This window comes from Comamonas sp. 17RB (genome assembly GCF_030056555.1).
In the GTDB taxonomy this organism is placed as follows: domain Bacteria; phylum Pseudomonadota; class Gammaproteobacteria; order Burkholderiales; family Burkholderiaceae_C; genus Comamonas; species Comamonas terrigena.
In genome coordinates, this window is record NZ_JASHHY010000001.1 from 615,588 (window position 1) to 629,986 (window position 14,399).

The 14,399-nt window shown below is 66.8% G+C and carries 15 protein-coding genes; 10 read left to right on the top strand and 5 right to left on the bottom strand.

The annotated features are described in order from the left end of the window. The first annotated feature begins 19 nt into the window (after positions 1-19). Genes QM470_RS02625 through QM470_RS02645 form a run of 5 tightly spaced genes read left to right on the top strand, consistent with a single transcriptional unit; the run spans position 20 to position 6,398 of the window. A complete protein-coding gene (locus QM470_RS02625) occupies positions 20-1,015 on the top strand; it encodes a tripartite tricarboxylate transporter substrate binding protein (protein WP_283338051.1) in 996 nt (331 codons plus the stop codon). A 28-nt stretch (positions 1,016-1,043) separates the two neighbouring features. Then, positions 1,044-2,567, top strand: coding sequence for a UxaA family hydrolase (locus QM470_RS02630; protein ID WP_283338052.1), 1,524 nt, complete (start codon positions 1,044-1,046; stop codon positions 2,565-2,567). A 46-nt stretch (positions 2,568-2,613) separates the two neighbouring features. Beyond that, the gene (locus QM470_RS02635; protein ID WP_283338053.1) at positions 2,614-4,086 is read left to right on the top strand and encodes an NAD-dependent succinate-semialdehyde dehydrogenase; all 1,473 of its coding nucleotides are present in this window, start codon (positions 2,614-2,616) and stop codon (positions 4,084-4,086) included. Positions 4,087-4,110: 24 nt separating this feature from the next. Then, positions 4,111-4,932 carry a 4-hydroxy-2-oxoheptanedioate aldolase gene (hpaI, locus tag QM470_RS02640; protein ID WP_283338054.1) on the top strand — a complete coding sequence of 274 codons (822 nt, stop codon included), beginning with the start codon at positions 4,111-4,113 and terminating at the stop codon, positions 4,930-4,932. Between the two features lie 2 nt (positions 4,933-4,934). Next, complete coding sequence (locus QM470_RS02645) at positions 4,935-6,398, top strand: FAD-binding oxidoreductase (RefSeq protein ID WP_283338055.1); 1,464 nt, start codon at positions 4,935-4,937, stop codon at positions 6,396-6,398. A gap of 91 nt (positions 6,399-6,489) precedes the next feature. Here QM470_RS02645 and QM470_RS02650 read toward each other — a convergent pair whose 3' ends face one another. Together QM470_RS02650 and QM470_RS02655 are read right to left on the bottom strand one after the other, a co-directional pair. After that, positions 6,490-7,692, bottom strand: a complete 1,203-nt coding sequence (locus tag QM470_RS02650; RefSeq protein WP_283338056.1) for an MFS transporter — start codon at positions 7,690-7,692, stop codon at positions 6,490-6,492. 48 nt (positions 7,693-7,740) lie between these two features. Continuing rightward, a complete protein-coding gene (locus QM470_RS02655; RefSeq protein ID WP_283338057.1) occupies positions 7,741-8,949 on the bottom strand; it encodes an MFS transporter in 1,209 nt (402 codons plus the stop codon). A 137-nt stretch (positions 8,950-9,086) separates the two neighbouring features. Between QM470_RS02655 and QM470_RS02660 the strand changes: the two genes are divergently transcribed. After that, the gene (locus QM470_RS02660; RefSeq protein ID WP_283338058.1) at positions 9,087-9,686 is read left to right on the top strand and encodes a TetR/AcrR family transcriptional regulator; all 600 of its coding nucleotides are present in this window, start codon (positions 9,087-9,089) and stop codon (positions 9,684-9,686) included. Positions 9,687-9,790: 104 nt separating this feature from the next. Here the strand turns inward: QM470_RS02660 and QM470_RS02665 are convergent, their stop codons facing one another. From QM470_RS02665 to QM470_RS02675, 3 genes are all read right to left on the bottom strand, one after another. Further along, the gene (locus tag QM470_RS02665) at positions 9,791-10,246 is read right to left on the bottom strand and encodes a GFA family protein (protein WP_283338059.1); all 456 of its coding nucleotides are present in this window, start codon (positions 10,244-10,246) and stop codon (positions 9,791-9,793) included. 221 nt (positions 10,247-10,467) lie between these two features. Next, positions 10,468-11,220: a hypothetical protein gene (locus tag QM470_RS02670; protein ID WP_283338060.1), complete on the bottom strand. Its 753-nt coding sequence runs from the start codon at positions 11,218-11,220 to the stop codon at positions 10,468-10,470. Positions 11,221-11,391: 171 nt separating this feature from the next. Then, positions 11,392-11,871: a winged helix-turn-helix transcriptional regulator gene (locus QM470_RS02675; protein ID WP_283338061.1), complete on the bottom strand. Its 480-nt coding sequence runs from the start codon at positions 11,869-11,871 to the stop codon at positions 11,392-11,394. A gap of 233 nt (positions 11,872-12,104) precedes the next feature. Between QM470_RS02675 and QM470_RS02680 the strand changes: the two genes are divergently transcribed. The 4 genes from QM470_RS02680 (at position 12,105) to QM470_RS02695 (ending at position 14,351) form a co-directional block, all read left to right on the top strand. Further along, entirely contained in the window at positions 12,105-12,527 is a 423-nt protein-coding gene (locus tag QM470_RS02680; RefSeq protein ID WP_283338062.1) for a MoaF-related domain-containing protein, read from the top strand. Positions 12,528-12,608: 81 nt separating this feature from the next. After that, complete coding sequence (locus QM470_RS02685; protein WP_283338063.1) at positions 12,609-13,169, top strand: flavodoxin family protein; 561 nt, start codon at positions 12,609-12,611, stop codon at positions 13,167-13,169. Between the two features lie 119 nt (positions 13,170-13,288). Continuing rightward, positions 13,289-13,813, top strand: a complete 525-nt coding sequence (locus QM470_RS02690; RefSeq protein ID WP_283338064.1) for a P-loop NTPase family protein — start codon at positions 13,289-13,291, stop codon at positions 13,811-13,813. Positions 13,814-14,030: 217 nt separating this feature from the next. Then, positions 14,031-14,351 (top strand): hypothetical protein, encoded by a 321-nt coding sequence (locus QM470_RS02695; RefSeq protein ID WP_283338065.1) that lies wholly within the window; start codon positions 14,031-14,033, stop codon positions 14,349-14,351. Positions 14,352-14,399 lie beyond the last annotated feature (48 nt).

Here is a 14,399-nt window from a genome sequence, read left to right on the forward strand (position 1 = left end):
CAACCACACGGAGACAACGATGAAGACATCCCGTTCCATGGCACGGCGCCAGTTCGTGCTCGGAGGCCTCGGTGCGGCTGCCATAGCCGCAGCGCCTGCACGCGTTCTCGCATCCACCTACCCCGAGCGTCCGATCACGTTCATCTGCCCCTGGCCTGCGGGCGGCACGGCCGACCGGTCGATGCGCATCATCTGCCAGATCGCATCGCGTGAGCTGGGCCAGCCCATCGCGCTCGAGAACCGCGCGGGCGCATCCGGCATGATTGGCACCAAGGCGCTGTCCTCGGCCCGCCCCGATGGCTACACCATCGGCCAGATCCCGATTTCGGTGACCCGCTTCTCGCAGCTCGGCTCGGTGCAGATCGACCCGCTCAAGGACTTCACCTACATCGCACGCACGTCGGGCCAGACCTTCGGCATTGCGGTGTCCGAGAACTCGCCGTTCAAGACGATTGCCGATGTCGTTGCGCGCGCCAAGGCCCAGCCCGGCAAGGTGACCTATGCCCACGCGGGCATTGGCGGCGCTACGCATGTGGGCATGGAACAGTTCGCCCAGGCCGCAGGGATCAAGTTCAACGCGATTGCCTACAAGGGTGGCTCTGCCGCACTGCAGGACGTGCTCGGCGGGCAGGTCGAACTGCTGGCCGACAGCAGCTCCTGGGCACCGCATGTCGAAGCCGGCAAGATGCGCCTGCTTGCGACGTGGGGCGAAGCGCGTACGCCGCGTTTCAAGGACGTGCCCACGCTGAAGGAGCTTGGTTTCGACGTGGTCGTCGAAGCGCCCAACGGCATCGGCGCGCCCAAGGGCCTTCCGCCGGCGATCGAGAAACGCTTGCGTGACGCGTTCCGCGTGGCCGTCAACAGCGACGAGTTCCGCCAGGTCGCGCAAAGCATCGATGCCCCGGTCATGTACCTGGATGCACCCGACTACCAGAAGTACATCCGGTCGATCTACCAGCAAGAAACCGACCTGATCCGCAAGCTCAACCTCAAGGAACTGATGGCCCGGGGTTGAAGCCCCAGACCGTCGGCCTCGTTTTGCCATGAACCACAGTCCCCTGTTGCGCCTGCACCCGAACGACAATGTGCTGGTCGCGAAGAACGCCATTGCCCTGGGCGAGGCGATCCCCGAATTCGACGTACGCGCCCGGGCGCAGATTCCCGCCGGCCACAAGATCGCTGCGCGCGCCATCGCTGCGGGCGAGCAGGTGCTCAAGTACGACACCGTGATCGGGGTCGCATCGCGCGACCTCGAGGCCGGTGACTATGTGCACAGCCACAATCTGACGCTGGTCGACAGCTACCGCGATCCTGGGTTCTGCCAGGACGTGCGCCCGGTGGACTTCGTGCCCGAAGCCGAGCGCGCGACCTTTCTGGGCTTCGAGCGCGCGGGTGGCGGCGTGGGCACGCGCAATTTCATCGGCTTGTTGTCGTCGGTGAACTGTTCGGCCACGGTCATCAAGCGCATTGCTGCGCATTTCACACCCGAGCGTCTGGCCGCATACCCCAATGTCGACGGCGTCGTGGCGTTCGCGCAGACCAGCGGCTGCGGCATGTCCTCGCCCAGCGAGCATTTCGATGTGTTGCGGCGCACACTCGCGGGCTATGCGCGCCACCCCAACCTGGCAGGCGTGCTGATCGTGGGCCTGGGCTGCGAGCGCAATCAGGTCAATGCGCTGGTCGATTCGCAGGGCCTCACATCGGGCCGGTTGATGCGCACCCTCGTGATGCAGGACGTGGGCGGCACCCGCCATACGATCGAAGCCGGCATCCGTGCGATTGAGGACATGCTGCCCGAAGCCAATGCGGCGCAACGTACCCGCGTGAGCGCCGCCCACCTCAAGATCGGGCTGGAATGCGGCGGCTCAGACGGCTTCTCCGCGATCACCGCCAATCCCGCGCTGGGCGCAGCAATGGACATCCTGGTACGCCACGGTGGCACCGCGATCCTGTCGGAGACGCCTGAAATCCACGGTGTGGAGTTCATGCTCACTCGGCGTGCGATCACGCCCGCAGTCGGCCAGAAGCTGCTCGACCGCCTCGCGTGGTGGGAGCGCTATGCCGCCGGCCAGAATGCGCAGTTCAACGGCGTCGTGGGCCACGGCAACCAGGCCGGCGGCCTGGCGAACATCTTCGAGAAGTCGCTCGGTTCGGCCATGAAAGGCGGCACCACACCACTGCGCGCGGTCTATGAATACGCCGAGCCGATCACGGAGCCCGGCTTCGTGTTCATGGACTCGCCGGGCTACGACCCCGTGGCCGCGACCGGACAGATCGCCAGCGGCGCGCAGCTGATCTGCTTCACCACGGGGCGTGGATCGATGTTCGGCAGCAAGCCCGCACCGACGATCAAGCTCGCCAGCAATACACCGATGTTCCGCCGCCTCGAGGAAGACATGGACATCAACTGTGGCGTGGTGATCGACGGCGAGCTTTCTGTGCCAGAACTCGGCGAGCGCATTTTCGCGCAGATCCTCTGGCACGCTTCGGGTGAGCCCACCAAGAGCGAGCTGCTGGGTCTGGGCGACCACGAGTTCGTGCCGTGGCATCTGGGCATCGTGAGCTGACAGGCAGTCTTTTTTTTTCTCTTTTTCCTCTTTTTCCCGATCCCTCATGTCTCTGAATCTTTCCCGGCCCGAGCTGCAACGCACGGGCAACTTCATCGCCGGCGAATGGCTGCAGCCTGAAGCCGGCCGCCGTCTCGACGTGACCGACCCGGCGACCGGCGCCGTGATCGCCGCCGTGCCCGACTCGAACGCCGCCGATGCGCGCGCCGCCGTGGACGCCGCGCAGGCGGCGTTTCCGGCCTGGCGCAAGACGCCGGCCAAGCAGCGCGCGCAGATTCTTAAGCGCTGGAACGATCTGGTGCTGGCCCACCAGGAAGACCTGGGTCGGCTGATCTCGCGCGAGCAGGGCAAGCCGCTGGCCGAAGGCCGCGGCGAAGTCGCCTATGCGGCGAGTTACATCGAATGGTTTGCCGAAGAGGCCACGCGTGCCAACGGCGAAGTGATTCCCGCACCGGTGCCCGGCCGGCGCATGTACGCACTGCGCGAACCCGTCGGTGTCGTGGCCGCGATCACGCCCTGGAACTTTCCCGCAGCCATGATCGCGCGCAAGATCGCGCCCGCGCTGGCGGCAGGCTGCACCGTGGTCTGCAAGCCCGCCGAAGACACGCCGCTGACTTCGCTGGCACTGGTCGCGCTGGCGCATGAAGCCGGCGTGCCGCCGGGCGTGCTGAACATCATCAGTGCATCGCGCGAACGCACGCCCGAAGTGGTCGATGTGTGGCTGGACGACGCACGCGTGCGCAAGATCACGTTCACGGGATCGACGCCCGTGGGCAAGCACCTCGCACGCCGTTCGGCCGACACGCTCAAGAAGCTGTCGCTGGAACTCGGCGGCAATGCGCCATTCATCGTGTTTGAAGACGCCGACCTCGAAGCCGCCGTCGAAGGCCTGATGCAGGCCAAGTTCCGCAACGGCGGCCAGACCTGCGTATGCCCCAACCGCGTGTTCGTGCATGCCTCCGTGCATGATCGCTTCGCTGAGCTGCTGGTGGCGCGCGTCGCCGCGCTGCAGGTGGGCCCGGCAAGCGACCCGGCGTCGCAGATCGGCCCGATGATCAACGACCGTGCGGTCGAGAAGATCGAGCGCCATGTGCAGGACGCCGTGGCGCGCGGCGCACGCGTGGTGACCGGCGGTGTGCGCCTCACGGCGCTGGGCGCCAACTACTTCGCACCCACGGTGCTGGTCGATGCCGATGCGACCATGGCCTGCGCCTGCGAGGAGACCTTCGGCCCGGTCGCGCCGCTGACGCGCTTCACCGATGAAGCCGAAGTCATCGCCCAGGCCAACGACACGCCGTTCGGCCTGGCCGCGTATTTCTATACCAATGACCTGCGCCGCGTCACGCGCGTGGCCGATGCGCTGGAAACCGGCATCGTCGGTGTCAATGAAGGCGCACTTGCAGCCGAAGCCGCGCCGTTCGGCGGCGTCAAGGACTCGGGCTATGGCCGCGAAGGCTCGGTGCACGGGCTCGATGATTACCTGCACACCAAGTACGTCTGCCAGGGACAACTGGATTGATCTGGATTGATTGGAAACACCCCCATGCCTTCTCATAATCCCTTCAAGGCCGCGCTGGCCGCCAAGCAGCCCCAGGTGGGTCTGTGGCTGTCCATGGCCGACCCCTACATGGCCGAAGTCAGTGCGAGCACGGGCTTCGACTGGCTGCTGATCGACGGCGAACACGCGCCCAACGATCTGCAATCGACCTTGGGCGCGCTGCAGGCCGTCGCGCCGCATGCGGCCCAGCCCGTGGTGCGCGCGGTGCAGGGCGATACGGCCCTCATCAAGCAGCTGCTCGACATTGGAGCCAAGACGCTGCTCGTGCCCATGGTGGATACCGCCGAACAGGCGCACGCGCTGGTCTCGGCCACGCGCTATCCGCCGCTGGGCATTCGCGGCGTGGGCAGCGCGGTCGCACGCGCTTCGCAATGGAGCGCGCGCACCGACTATCTGGATGTCGCCGATGAGGAAGTCTGCCTGCTGGTGCAGGTCGAGACCGTGACCGCGCTCGCCAACCTTGAAGCCATCTGCAAGGTCGACGGCGTGCACGGTGTGTTCATCGGCCCGGCGGATCTCGCTGCGTCCATGGGCTTTCGCGGCCGCCCCGGCCACCCCGAAGTGCAGGCCGCGATCGAAGGTGCGATGCGCACCATCATCGCGTCAGGCAAGGCGGCCGGTACCCTCACCTCCGACCCTACCCTGGCGCGGCGCTACCTGGATCTGGGCTGCACGTTTGTGGCCGTTGGCGTCGATATCCTGCTCTACGCCAAGGCCGCGCGCAGCCTGGCGGGCGATTTCCTCGGCAAGCCCGCCGATAGCGGCGCGGCTGCCGATGCCGATGTCGATACCCGCGGAGCCTATTGACCATGTCCGTGACATCTCCCCTTCTCCAGGCTTCCGATGCGTGCGTACTGGAAGGCCTGCGCGCCATCGTCGGCGAGAAAGCCTGCATTGAAGTCGCCAGCGACATGCAGCCGTTCACGACCGACTACCGCAAGCTCTACCATGGCAAGGCCCTGGCCGTGGTGCTGCCGGCCGACACGCAGCAGGTCAGCGCCGTGCTCGCGCTGTGCTTCGAGCACAACATTCCCGTGGTGCCGCAAGGCGGCAATACCTCGCTCATGGGCGGCGCTGTGCCCGACGGCGCGGGCAATGCCGTGGTGCTGAACCTGCGCCGCATGAACCAGGTGCAGGAGATCGACCTCCTCAACGACACCATGACCCTGCAGGCCGGTGTCACGCTGCAGGCCGCGCGCGCCGCGGCGGAAGACGCCGGACGGCTGTTCCCGCTGCGCATCGGCTCCGAGGGCTCGTGCCAGATCGGCGGCAATCTGTCGACGAACGCAGGCGGCACGGCGGTGCTGCGCTACGGCAATATGCGCGATCTCACACTGGGCATTGAAGCCGTGCTGCCCGATGGGCGCATCTATTCGTCGCTGCGTGGTCTGCGCAAGGACAACACGGGCTATGACCTCAAGCAACTGTTCATCGGCTCCGAAGGCACGCTGGGCATCATCACCGCGGCCGTGCTCAAGCTGATGCCCCTCCCCACGGCGAGCGCCGTAGCGTGGGTTGCCGTGGACAACCCGCATGCCGCGGTGGAACTGCTCACCGAAGCCAAGCGCGTCGCTGGCCAGGCCGTGACCGCATTCGAGCTGATTTCGGGTCCGGCGCTGACGCTGGTGCTCGAATCGATGCCGCAACTGAGCGCGCCGCTGCCCGCCGCGCACGACTGGATGGTGCTGATCGAGCTGACTTCGGGAGGTGATGCCGAAAGCCTGGACGCGATGCTGATGGGCATTCTCGAGCAGGGCATGGAGCGTGGCCTCGTGACCGATGCGGCCGTGGCCGCCAGCCTTGCCGACGCGCGCGCGTTCTGGATGCTGCGCGAGGAAATCTCCGATGCACAGACGCGCGCCGGTGGCAGCATCAAGTGCGACATCTCGATTCCGCTGTCGAAGATCGCCGACTTCATCGCCGTCGCGTCGGCCCAGGTGCTTGCGCTCGCGCCCGATGCACGCATGGTGATCTACGGCCACATGGGCGACGGTAATGTGCACTTCAACCCGCTACGCCCCAAGGACGTGACGCCTGCGCTCTTTCTCGCCGAGAACTATGCGCGCGTCTCTCACGCCGTCGACGGTCTGGCAACGCGCCAGAATGGTTCGATCTCCGCCGAACACGGCATAGGCGTGGCCAAACGCGACGACTTGCTCGACTGCAAGTCGTCCGTGGAGCTTGAACTGATGTGGCAGGTCAAGCGTGCGCTCGATCCGAAGCATCTGCTCAATCCGGGGAAGGTGTTGCCGGGCCTGCCGGGCACGGCGTAGCCGGGTCTTGGGTGCTGGCCGTTTATCTCTGGATGCGGCCGGCGAGGCCGCCTCTCCAGAAACCGCAGCTTCCCCGCTGTCAATCAAGGACTTAGCGATTTTCGAGTTTAGTAGGCCGCGGTATCGCAGGCGCCATGCCCAGCACCAGCAGACCGGCACCGCCCGCCAGCGCTGCCGCACACCACAGGTTCGCGGTCAGGCCCGCGCGGTCGATGACCTGCCCTCCCAGCCAGGCCCCCAGCCCGATGCCGATGTTGAACAGGGCCACATACAGTGCCGTGGCCGCTTCCACCGCCTGCGGGGCCGCCTTCATCACCCAGGTCATCAGCCCCACGGAGACACCACCGTAGGCCAGCCCCCAGACCAGCAGCGCGGCGCCCCCGCCCACGGGCGATGTGCCCACCGCCAGAAACAGCAGCGGCACCAGCAGCAGGCCGGCCGCAATCACCGCCAGGGCCCGCCAGGTATGGCGCGCCGCCACCATGCCCACCAGAAAATTACCGGCAATGCCGGCCATGCCGTAGCCGAACAGCAAGGGGCCTATCCACTGCGCCCCAAAGCCCGACACCGACTGCAGCAGCGGCCGCACAAAGGTGAACGCCGCAAAGTGCCCGGCCACCAGCAGCAAGGTCAGCCCCCACCCCAACTGCAGCGGGCGCAACGCCAGCAGCGCGCCAAACTGGCGCAGGCGGACCACATGGTGGGTCGGCAGCGGCGGCAGCGCCACTATGAGCAGCAGCCACACGGCGCCGCTCAGGGCGGCCATGCCGCCAAAAGCCCAGCGCCAGCCCAGCATCTCCCCGACCCAGGCGCCTAGCGGCACGCCCAGCACCGAAGCCGCGGCCACCCCGCCAAAGATCAGGGACGTGGCCAGCCCCACCGATGCCGCAGGCACCAACCGCGCGGCCAGGCCGCCCGCCACCGCCCAGATGCCCCCCATGCACAGGCCCACCAGCACGCGCGCGGCCAGCATCCACGCCAGACCCGGCGCCAGCGCCGACGCGATGTTGGCCACCACCAGCAGGGCCAGCAAGCCGCACAGCAGCCGGCGCCGGTCAATGCCGCCGGCGGCCAGCACCACCAGCGGCGCAAACAGGGCCGCCAGCAAGGCGGGCAGCGAGATCACCAGGCCGGTGCTGCCGGTGGCGCTGCCCAAATCGGCGGCCATCGCCGTCAGCAGGCCCACGGGCAGCATTTCCGTGGTCACCACCGAGAAGGTGGCAAGGGCGGCCGCAGTGACGGCCAGCCAGGGGCGCCGGACAGCAGCGCCAGGGGAAGGGTTCAAAACAGACATCGGCAGTGGTTCCTTACAGAAGCCAATCAGAGAACAGCGCGCCGCAACTCACGCGGCGGCGGACATGGGCACCGCACGGGCCGCCAGGCGCCGGGAGCTCCACAGCGCAGCCGCAGCCACCACCAGGCCGGCACCGCAGGCGACCGCAAATCCAGCGCGGGGGCCACCGCCATCCACCACATGGCCGGATGCGGCCGCGCCCAGCGCCACCCCGGCATTCAGGCTGGCCAGCAGCCAGGTCATGCCCTCCGTCAAGCGCTGCGCCGGCACCAGCTGCTCGACCAGGGACATGGCCACAATCAGGGTTGGGGCGAAGCACAGCCCGGCCAGCAGCACGGCGCCGGCCAGCGCGGCAATGTGGCCCACGCCCAGCAAGGGGATGGTGGTGGCCGCCGTGGCAGCCCCGCCCCAGCACAGCAGGCGGTGCAGCGGCACCTGCGGCGGCCGGGCCCCAAAGAACAGCCCGGCGGCGCAGGAGCCGATGGCGTAGGCCGATAGCACCAGGCTGGCCATCACGGGCTGCCCCAGCGCCGTGGCAAAGGCCACACTGACCACATCCACCGTGCCCACGATGACCCCCATGGCCAGCACCATCGCGGCCAGCAGCCGCATCTGCGGAGTGCGCATCACCGATGGCGCCGCACCCTGGCGGCTGGCAGCCTGCACCGGCACCGGTGGTTCCGTGCTGCGCTGCGCCACCAGGGCCCCCATGCCCGCCAGCAGCAGCACGGCGGCGGCCAGCACCCCGGCCTGGGGAAACGCCGCCACGGCCAGCCCGACGGACAGGGGCGGCCCGACGATGAAGCTGACCTCGTCCAGCACGGTTTCCAGCGCACCGGCCGTCTGCAGGCGCGGCTGCCCCGGGTACAGAAACGCCCAGCGCGCACGCACCATGGCCGACATGCTGGGCATGCAGCCCATCAGCACCGCGCTGGCAAACAGCGTCCAGTCCGGGGCCTGCTGCCAGGTGGCCGCCAGCAGGCACAGCATGCCGACGGCGCTCAGGGCCGCAGCCCCGGGCAGCACCCGGCGCTGGCCGTAGCGGTCCACCAGGCGGGAGACCTGGGGCGATAGCAGCGCGTACGTCAGCACCACCGTGGCAGCCACCGCCCCGGCCAGGGCGTAGCCGTCCCGCAGCTGGGACAGCATGGTGATGGTGCCGATGCCCGTCATGGGCAATGCCAGCCGGGCCAGCAGACCTGCCAGCACCAAGGCCCTGGCCTGCGGCGCACGCAACAGCTCTCGGTAGGGATTCATCTCGCTCTCCAGAAAGGCACACGCTTGCCACGCGGGCGCGGTGCGCAGAAAATACATACAAGGCGTATGAATAAAATCATATATACATACGTCACGTATGTAAACAATCATGCAACCCGTATGTAAGGAGAAGGCCGATGGCCCGCCGCACCCGCGCCGAGATGGAAGAAACACGCGCCACCTTGCTGGCCACCGCCCGCAAAGTGTTCAGCGAATGCGGCTATGCCGCCACCTCGATGGACGATCTCACCGCCCAGGCCGGCCTCACGCGCGGCGCGCTCTACCACCACTTCGGTGACAAGCAAGGCCTGCTGGCGGCGGTGGTGGCGCAGATCGATGCAGAGATGGATGCGCGCCTGGTGGCCATTTCCGAATCGGCGCAGGACCTGTGGGAAGGCTTTGGCAACCGCTGCCGCGCCTACCTGGAGATGGCCATGGAGCCCGAGTACCAGCGGATCGTGCTGCGCGACGCCAAGGCCGTGCTGGGCGGTGCATCGCCAGAGTCCCAGCGCCACTGCGTGGAGTCCATGCAGCGCCAGCTGGAAACCCTGATCCAGCAAGGCACGGTGGCCCAGGCCGATGCCCAGGCGCTGGCGTCGCTGATCTACGGCAGCCTGGCCGAAGCGGCGTTCTGGATTGCGGACAGTGAGCACCACGAGAGCGACAGCGACCAACGCTTGCAGCATGCCAGCGCCGCCCTGGCACTGCTGCTGCGCGGCCTGCGGGCCCAGCCGTAAACCAGGGAAGTTGACAGCCGCTCTCCAAGCCACGGGCCGTGAGCCCCTCCTCACCCGTGGGGACCCTGCAGGCCGCACTGCTGCGACCTGCCCCATTCACGCCATCAGTTTCCGGCGGCTTCGGGGTTGGCCTGGTACAGCACCCAGCCGGCAACGTTCGACGTACCACCCGGCCGGTCCTTGGGGTGCACCCGGCCCTCGCTCACCGGCACCTTGTCGAAGTCAAAGGGGCTCATGCCTTCGATGCAGGCCACATTGATCCCGTACTGTTCCGGCGAAGAACGGCGTTGGTGGAAGGTATAGATGCCGCAGCGCGAACAGAAATAGTGCTTGGCCTCGCCAGTGTTGAACTGGTACAGCGTGAGGGCATCCCGCCCCTGCGTCACGGCAAGGTCACTCAGATTGGCGGACACCGCCACGGCTCCCCGCATGCGGCAGTACGAGCAGTTGCATCGGCGGACCGTGCGCAGTCCATCGGTCAGACGCAGGGAAAAGCGCACCGTCCCGCAGTGGCACGCAGCCTGGTAGACGGGGCGTTCATCGGCATGGTGGTCGGTCATGCCGGCCATTGTCGCTGGATTCCAGGCGTACGGTCCGGTGTCACCGCCGCCGCACCAGACCACTGCGGAGGATCGGTCTGCGACAGGCACAGTCGACCCGAAACAGCCCGGCGATGCCGGCCCCCCGCCAGGCACTTTCGGGCCTCTCTGGCGCACAGGCAACGGCAGCAATGCCGACTGCGTGATGCGTCGGCAGTCCAAGTCCAAGTCCAGGCCCTGGCTCAGAAACGGCGTTCCGCCCCCCAGTCCCCGGAATCGCATTTGCCACTGAACCCTGGCGAGCCTTTGATTTCGACCAGCCCGTTGTGGCGGTCGATGGAGACCGTGGGATGGCTCAAAGCGTTGAGGCGGTAACGCGCGCTGATGCGGTCCGGCGTCATCTGAATGTCTTCCAGGGGCCACCAGCCATCCGTGCCGCCAGAGTTCAGCGGGGGTACCGGCTTGCCGGTCAGGTGCACGCGCCCGGTACCGTCACGGAAGTCGAACTGCACGCCCGAGTTGAACTGCTCGTTGCCGGACTCCATGCGTTGCATGGGCACATAGCGCTTGGAGTCGTTGTTCCACTCGTACCCATAGTGGGAGGAATAGGTGGCGTGTTGCCCCTGGCCGTAACAAACCAGGGTGAGCGCTTCGGCCCGCGGGGGTGCGGAGACCACCGGGTCAGCACCGCTGGCCGCGCCACCAGGGCGGCAGTTCTGAACGGGTACTCGCTGCAGACTGGCATAGCGGCCATCGGCCGTTGCCACGGCCACACACGCCTTCTGCACATCGCTCCACCAGAAAGTCCACGATTGGTCCCTCACGCGGTTGGCACGCACAAAGACATAGCCGCGGGCTTGCAGCTGGGTTTCTCCGCCAGCCGCTCGCGCGCCGACCAGATCTTCCACATCGGGAGGTGTCTGCGCGTACGAGACGCCACAGGCCAGCGCCAGCAGCGCAGTGGAAATACCGGGAACACACTGCAATTTAGCCATGGGATCCTCCATTGAGCCAAAACACTATGCCACGGTTGCAGCACGCCAGCTGCATGGGCGGCACGCAGCCTGGTGGCACCCACCACCTTCGGCAGACCGCGCCTGGCCTGGGTCTTCCCAACGCCGTCATCTGCCCTGCAGCCTTCTGCAGCCGTGCCTTTCCCGTTGCGCTCAGAGCCTGTGCACGCGCTTTTGCAGCTCGGCCTGGCGGGCCTCTTCCGCGTCATAGGCGGCCTGTGCCGCGGCCACCGCATCCATGTTCTGCTCAGCCCAGTGCGCCAACGCGGCCACGGTTTGCGTCAAGGTGGCACCCAGGGCCGTCAGCGCATATTCGACGGTGACGGGCTTGGTGGCATACACCGTGCGGGTGACCAGGCCATCGCGCTCCAGCTTGCGCAGGGTCTGGGTCAGCACCTTTTGCGTGATCTGCTTGATCTCGCGTTTGAGCCCATTGAAGCGCTGCGGGCCGGTTTCCAGACGGTCCAGGATCAGCAGCGCCCACTTGTCCGCCAGCCGCTCCAGTACCTGGCGGGTCGGGCATTGGTCTTCGTAGACGTTGTAGGCATAGCGGCCTGCATGCAGCCGCAGTGCGTCATCGGTCATAGGTTTCCTCCAGGGTATCTGGTGCCCTCCAGGTGCGTTCTTGGGCATGCACAGACAACGATGAAAAATATACCAAGTATCTGCTGAATACCTTTGAACCGATGCCCAAGACAGCCCGCCACCGACGGGTTTGCGTGCCCAGAAGCCGGACGTGCGCCCCGCCACACAAGTGGCGGGCACATCGCGACTGGATGGGCCAGGTTCAAGGGCAGCACTACGGGTGAAGGCCGCGTTGCGCAACGCCGATGCGGCCTTTGAATCGCCATTCTGGAATCTGTCCCATGACCTTTTTTTCCCCCACCGCTGCTTCCCTGATCCTGGGCACTGCAGCGCTGCTGTCGGCCCCCTGGGCCGGCGCCCAAGCGCCCGCTGCCGATTCCCATGCCGTCGCCATCGCCTCGGACAGCGAGTTTATTGCCGCCGGCAAGTCCTACTTGGTGGACTTCGGCGACCAGAAATTCCGCCTGGATTTCAAGTCGGCCCGGGAGATGGTGTTCACCTCTCCCGATGGCAAGAACACCGCCAACGTGCCCATCACGGTCACGCCGGTGGGGGACGGCGTCTACATGATCTATTGGTCGCGCCGCGCAGGGCAGCACGTGGTCCATGTGGACGACTTCCGCAACGGTGTGGCCTACACCAACATTTTTCTGCCCGATGGAACCGCATCCCGCCGCAAGGGCAGCCTGGTGCAAATCCCCTGAGCCGGGCACCCCGGCGTGCACCCGGCGCAGCCGCTTTCCCCAGCCCACCCCCATCTTTACCGCCAATCCGCAGGAGGACATATGGCAAAAACTGTAGTGGTCTATTTTTCCGGCTACGGCCACACGCAACGCATCGCTGAGGCCGTGGCACAGGGTGCGCAGGCGCAACTGCTGCGCATCGACCCCGAAGGCAACCTCAGCGACGAAGCCTGGGACGCGCTGGCCCAGGCCGACGCCATTGTGCTGGGCGCCCCCACCTACATGGGCTCCGCGCCCTGGCAGTTCAAGAAGTTTGCCGATGCCAGCTCCAAGGCGTGGTTCACCCGCGCCTGGCAGGACAAGGTCTTCGGAGGCTTTTCCGTGAGCGCCAGCCTCAACGGCGACAAGCAGGTGACCTTGATCGGCATGCAGACACTGGCCTCCCAGCATGGCGGCATCTGGGTCAGCCTGGGCGTGCCTCCCTCCAACACCCTGGCGGCCACCCGCAACGATGTGAACAACCTGGGCGGCTCCGTGGGCCTGCTGGTGCAAGCCCCGTCGGATGCCGACGCCGCCGCCATTCCCGACGGGGACATCGCCACGGCACGCGGCTACGGAGCGCGGGTGTCCCAGGTGGCCCAGCGGTTCAATCCGGGCGCTTGAGGCTGGCGGTCTGCGGGCGTGCACAGGCCCATTTATTTGCACTGAGCTGTTGACAGGCGGCCCGCAATCCGCAGAATCGCCACCCTTTTGACGATGGGAAGCCGTTCATGCAGAGGATTGTGATTTTGGGAAATGCAGGCAGCGGCAAATCCACACTGGCGCGCGCCCTGGGTGCGCGCCTGGGCCTGCCGGTGGTGCACCTGGATACGCTGTTCTGGGAGCCAGGCTGGGTGGAGGCCGATGCCGAAGTCTTCCGCGAACGGGTGCGCCACGCGGTGGCGCCCGACACCTGGGTCTGCGAGGGCAACTACGCCCGCCGCACCTTCGATCTGCGCCTGCCCCGCGCCGATCTGGTCATCTGGCTGGACACCCCGCGTTGGACCTGCCTGCGCCGCGTGATTGCGCGCAGCTTCAGCAAGCGGCCCCGCACCGACCTGGCCGCTGGCTGCCAGGAGCAGCACAACCGCGCGTTCCTGACCTTTCTGAAATACGTCTGGCACTACGACAACGCCAACCGCCCGGGCATTGAAGCCATGCGTCTGGCCCAAGGCCCCCAGGTGCCCGTGGTGCACCTGCGCGGCAACCGGCAGGTGGCCGCATTCCTGAATGGGCTGCCGGTGGCTGACGCAACGCTGGCCTGCTGACTTTGATGTGACCGCAGAGCCCACCGCCACTCCCTGGCATGGTGGGCACGAAGCTCCCGCCACGACGGTCGTCTGCCTTGTCTGCAATGTCGGGGGAACGATAAAGGCGGCAGGAGGCCCGAAGCTGATCTTGGCCCAGGGCGCCCAGTCCGCCCGCCCCGCGTGCAGTTGGGGGCCGCACAAGGGAGCATGGGCACATGGGAAATAGAATCCCAAGATGCAAGAAACGGATTGGCTGGAACCCTGGACCTCGACCGCTGGCGCAAGGGACCGCTACCTGCGCACGTTCGCCGAGCAGCTGGCGCGCGAAACCAGTCCGGGCCATGCACTGCACGGGGTTCCCGTCCAGCTCATCGGCCGCGGCAATGGGGACGATGCACTGTTCGCGCTGCTGGACGGTACCGGCCGGGTGGCCCTGGTCCATCTGGTCTGGCAAGGGCAGCAAACACCGCCATGGCCAGCGACCGCCATCTTTCCCGGCCTTGAAGCCTGGCGAACGGAACACATGGTTCCGGAGAGCCGTGAGTGGCTGGAATAGAAGAACCTTGGAGCGATGGCGTTGAAGCGATGGCGTTGGAGCGATGGG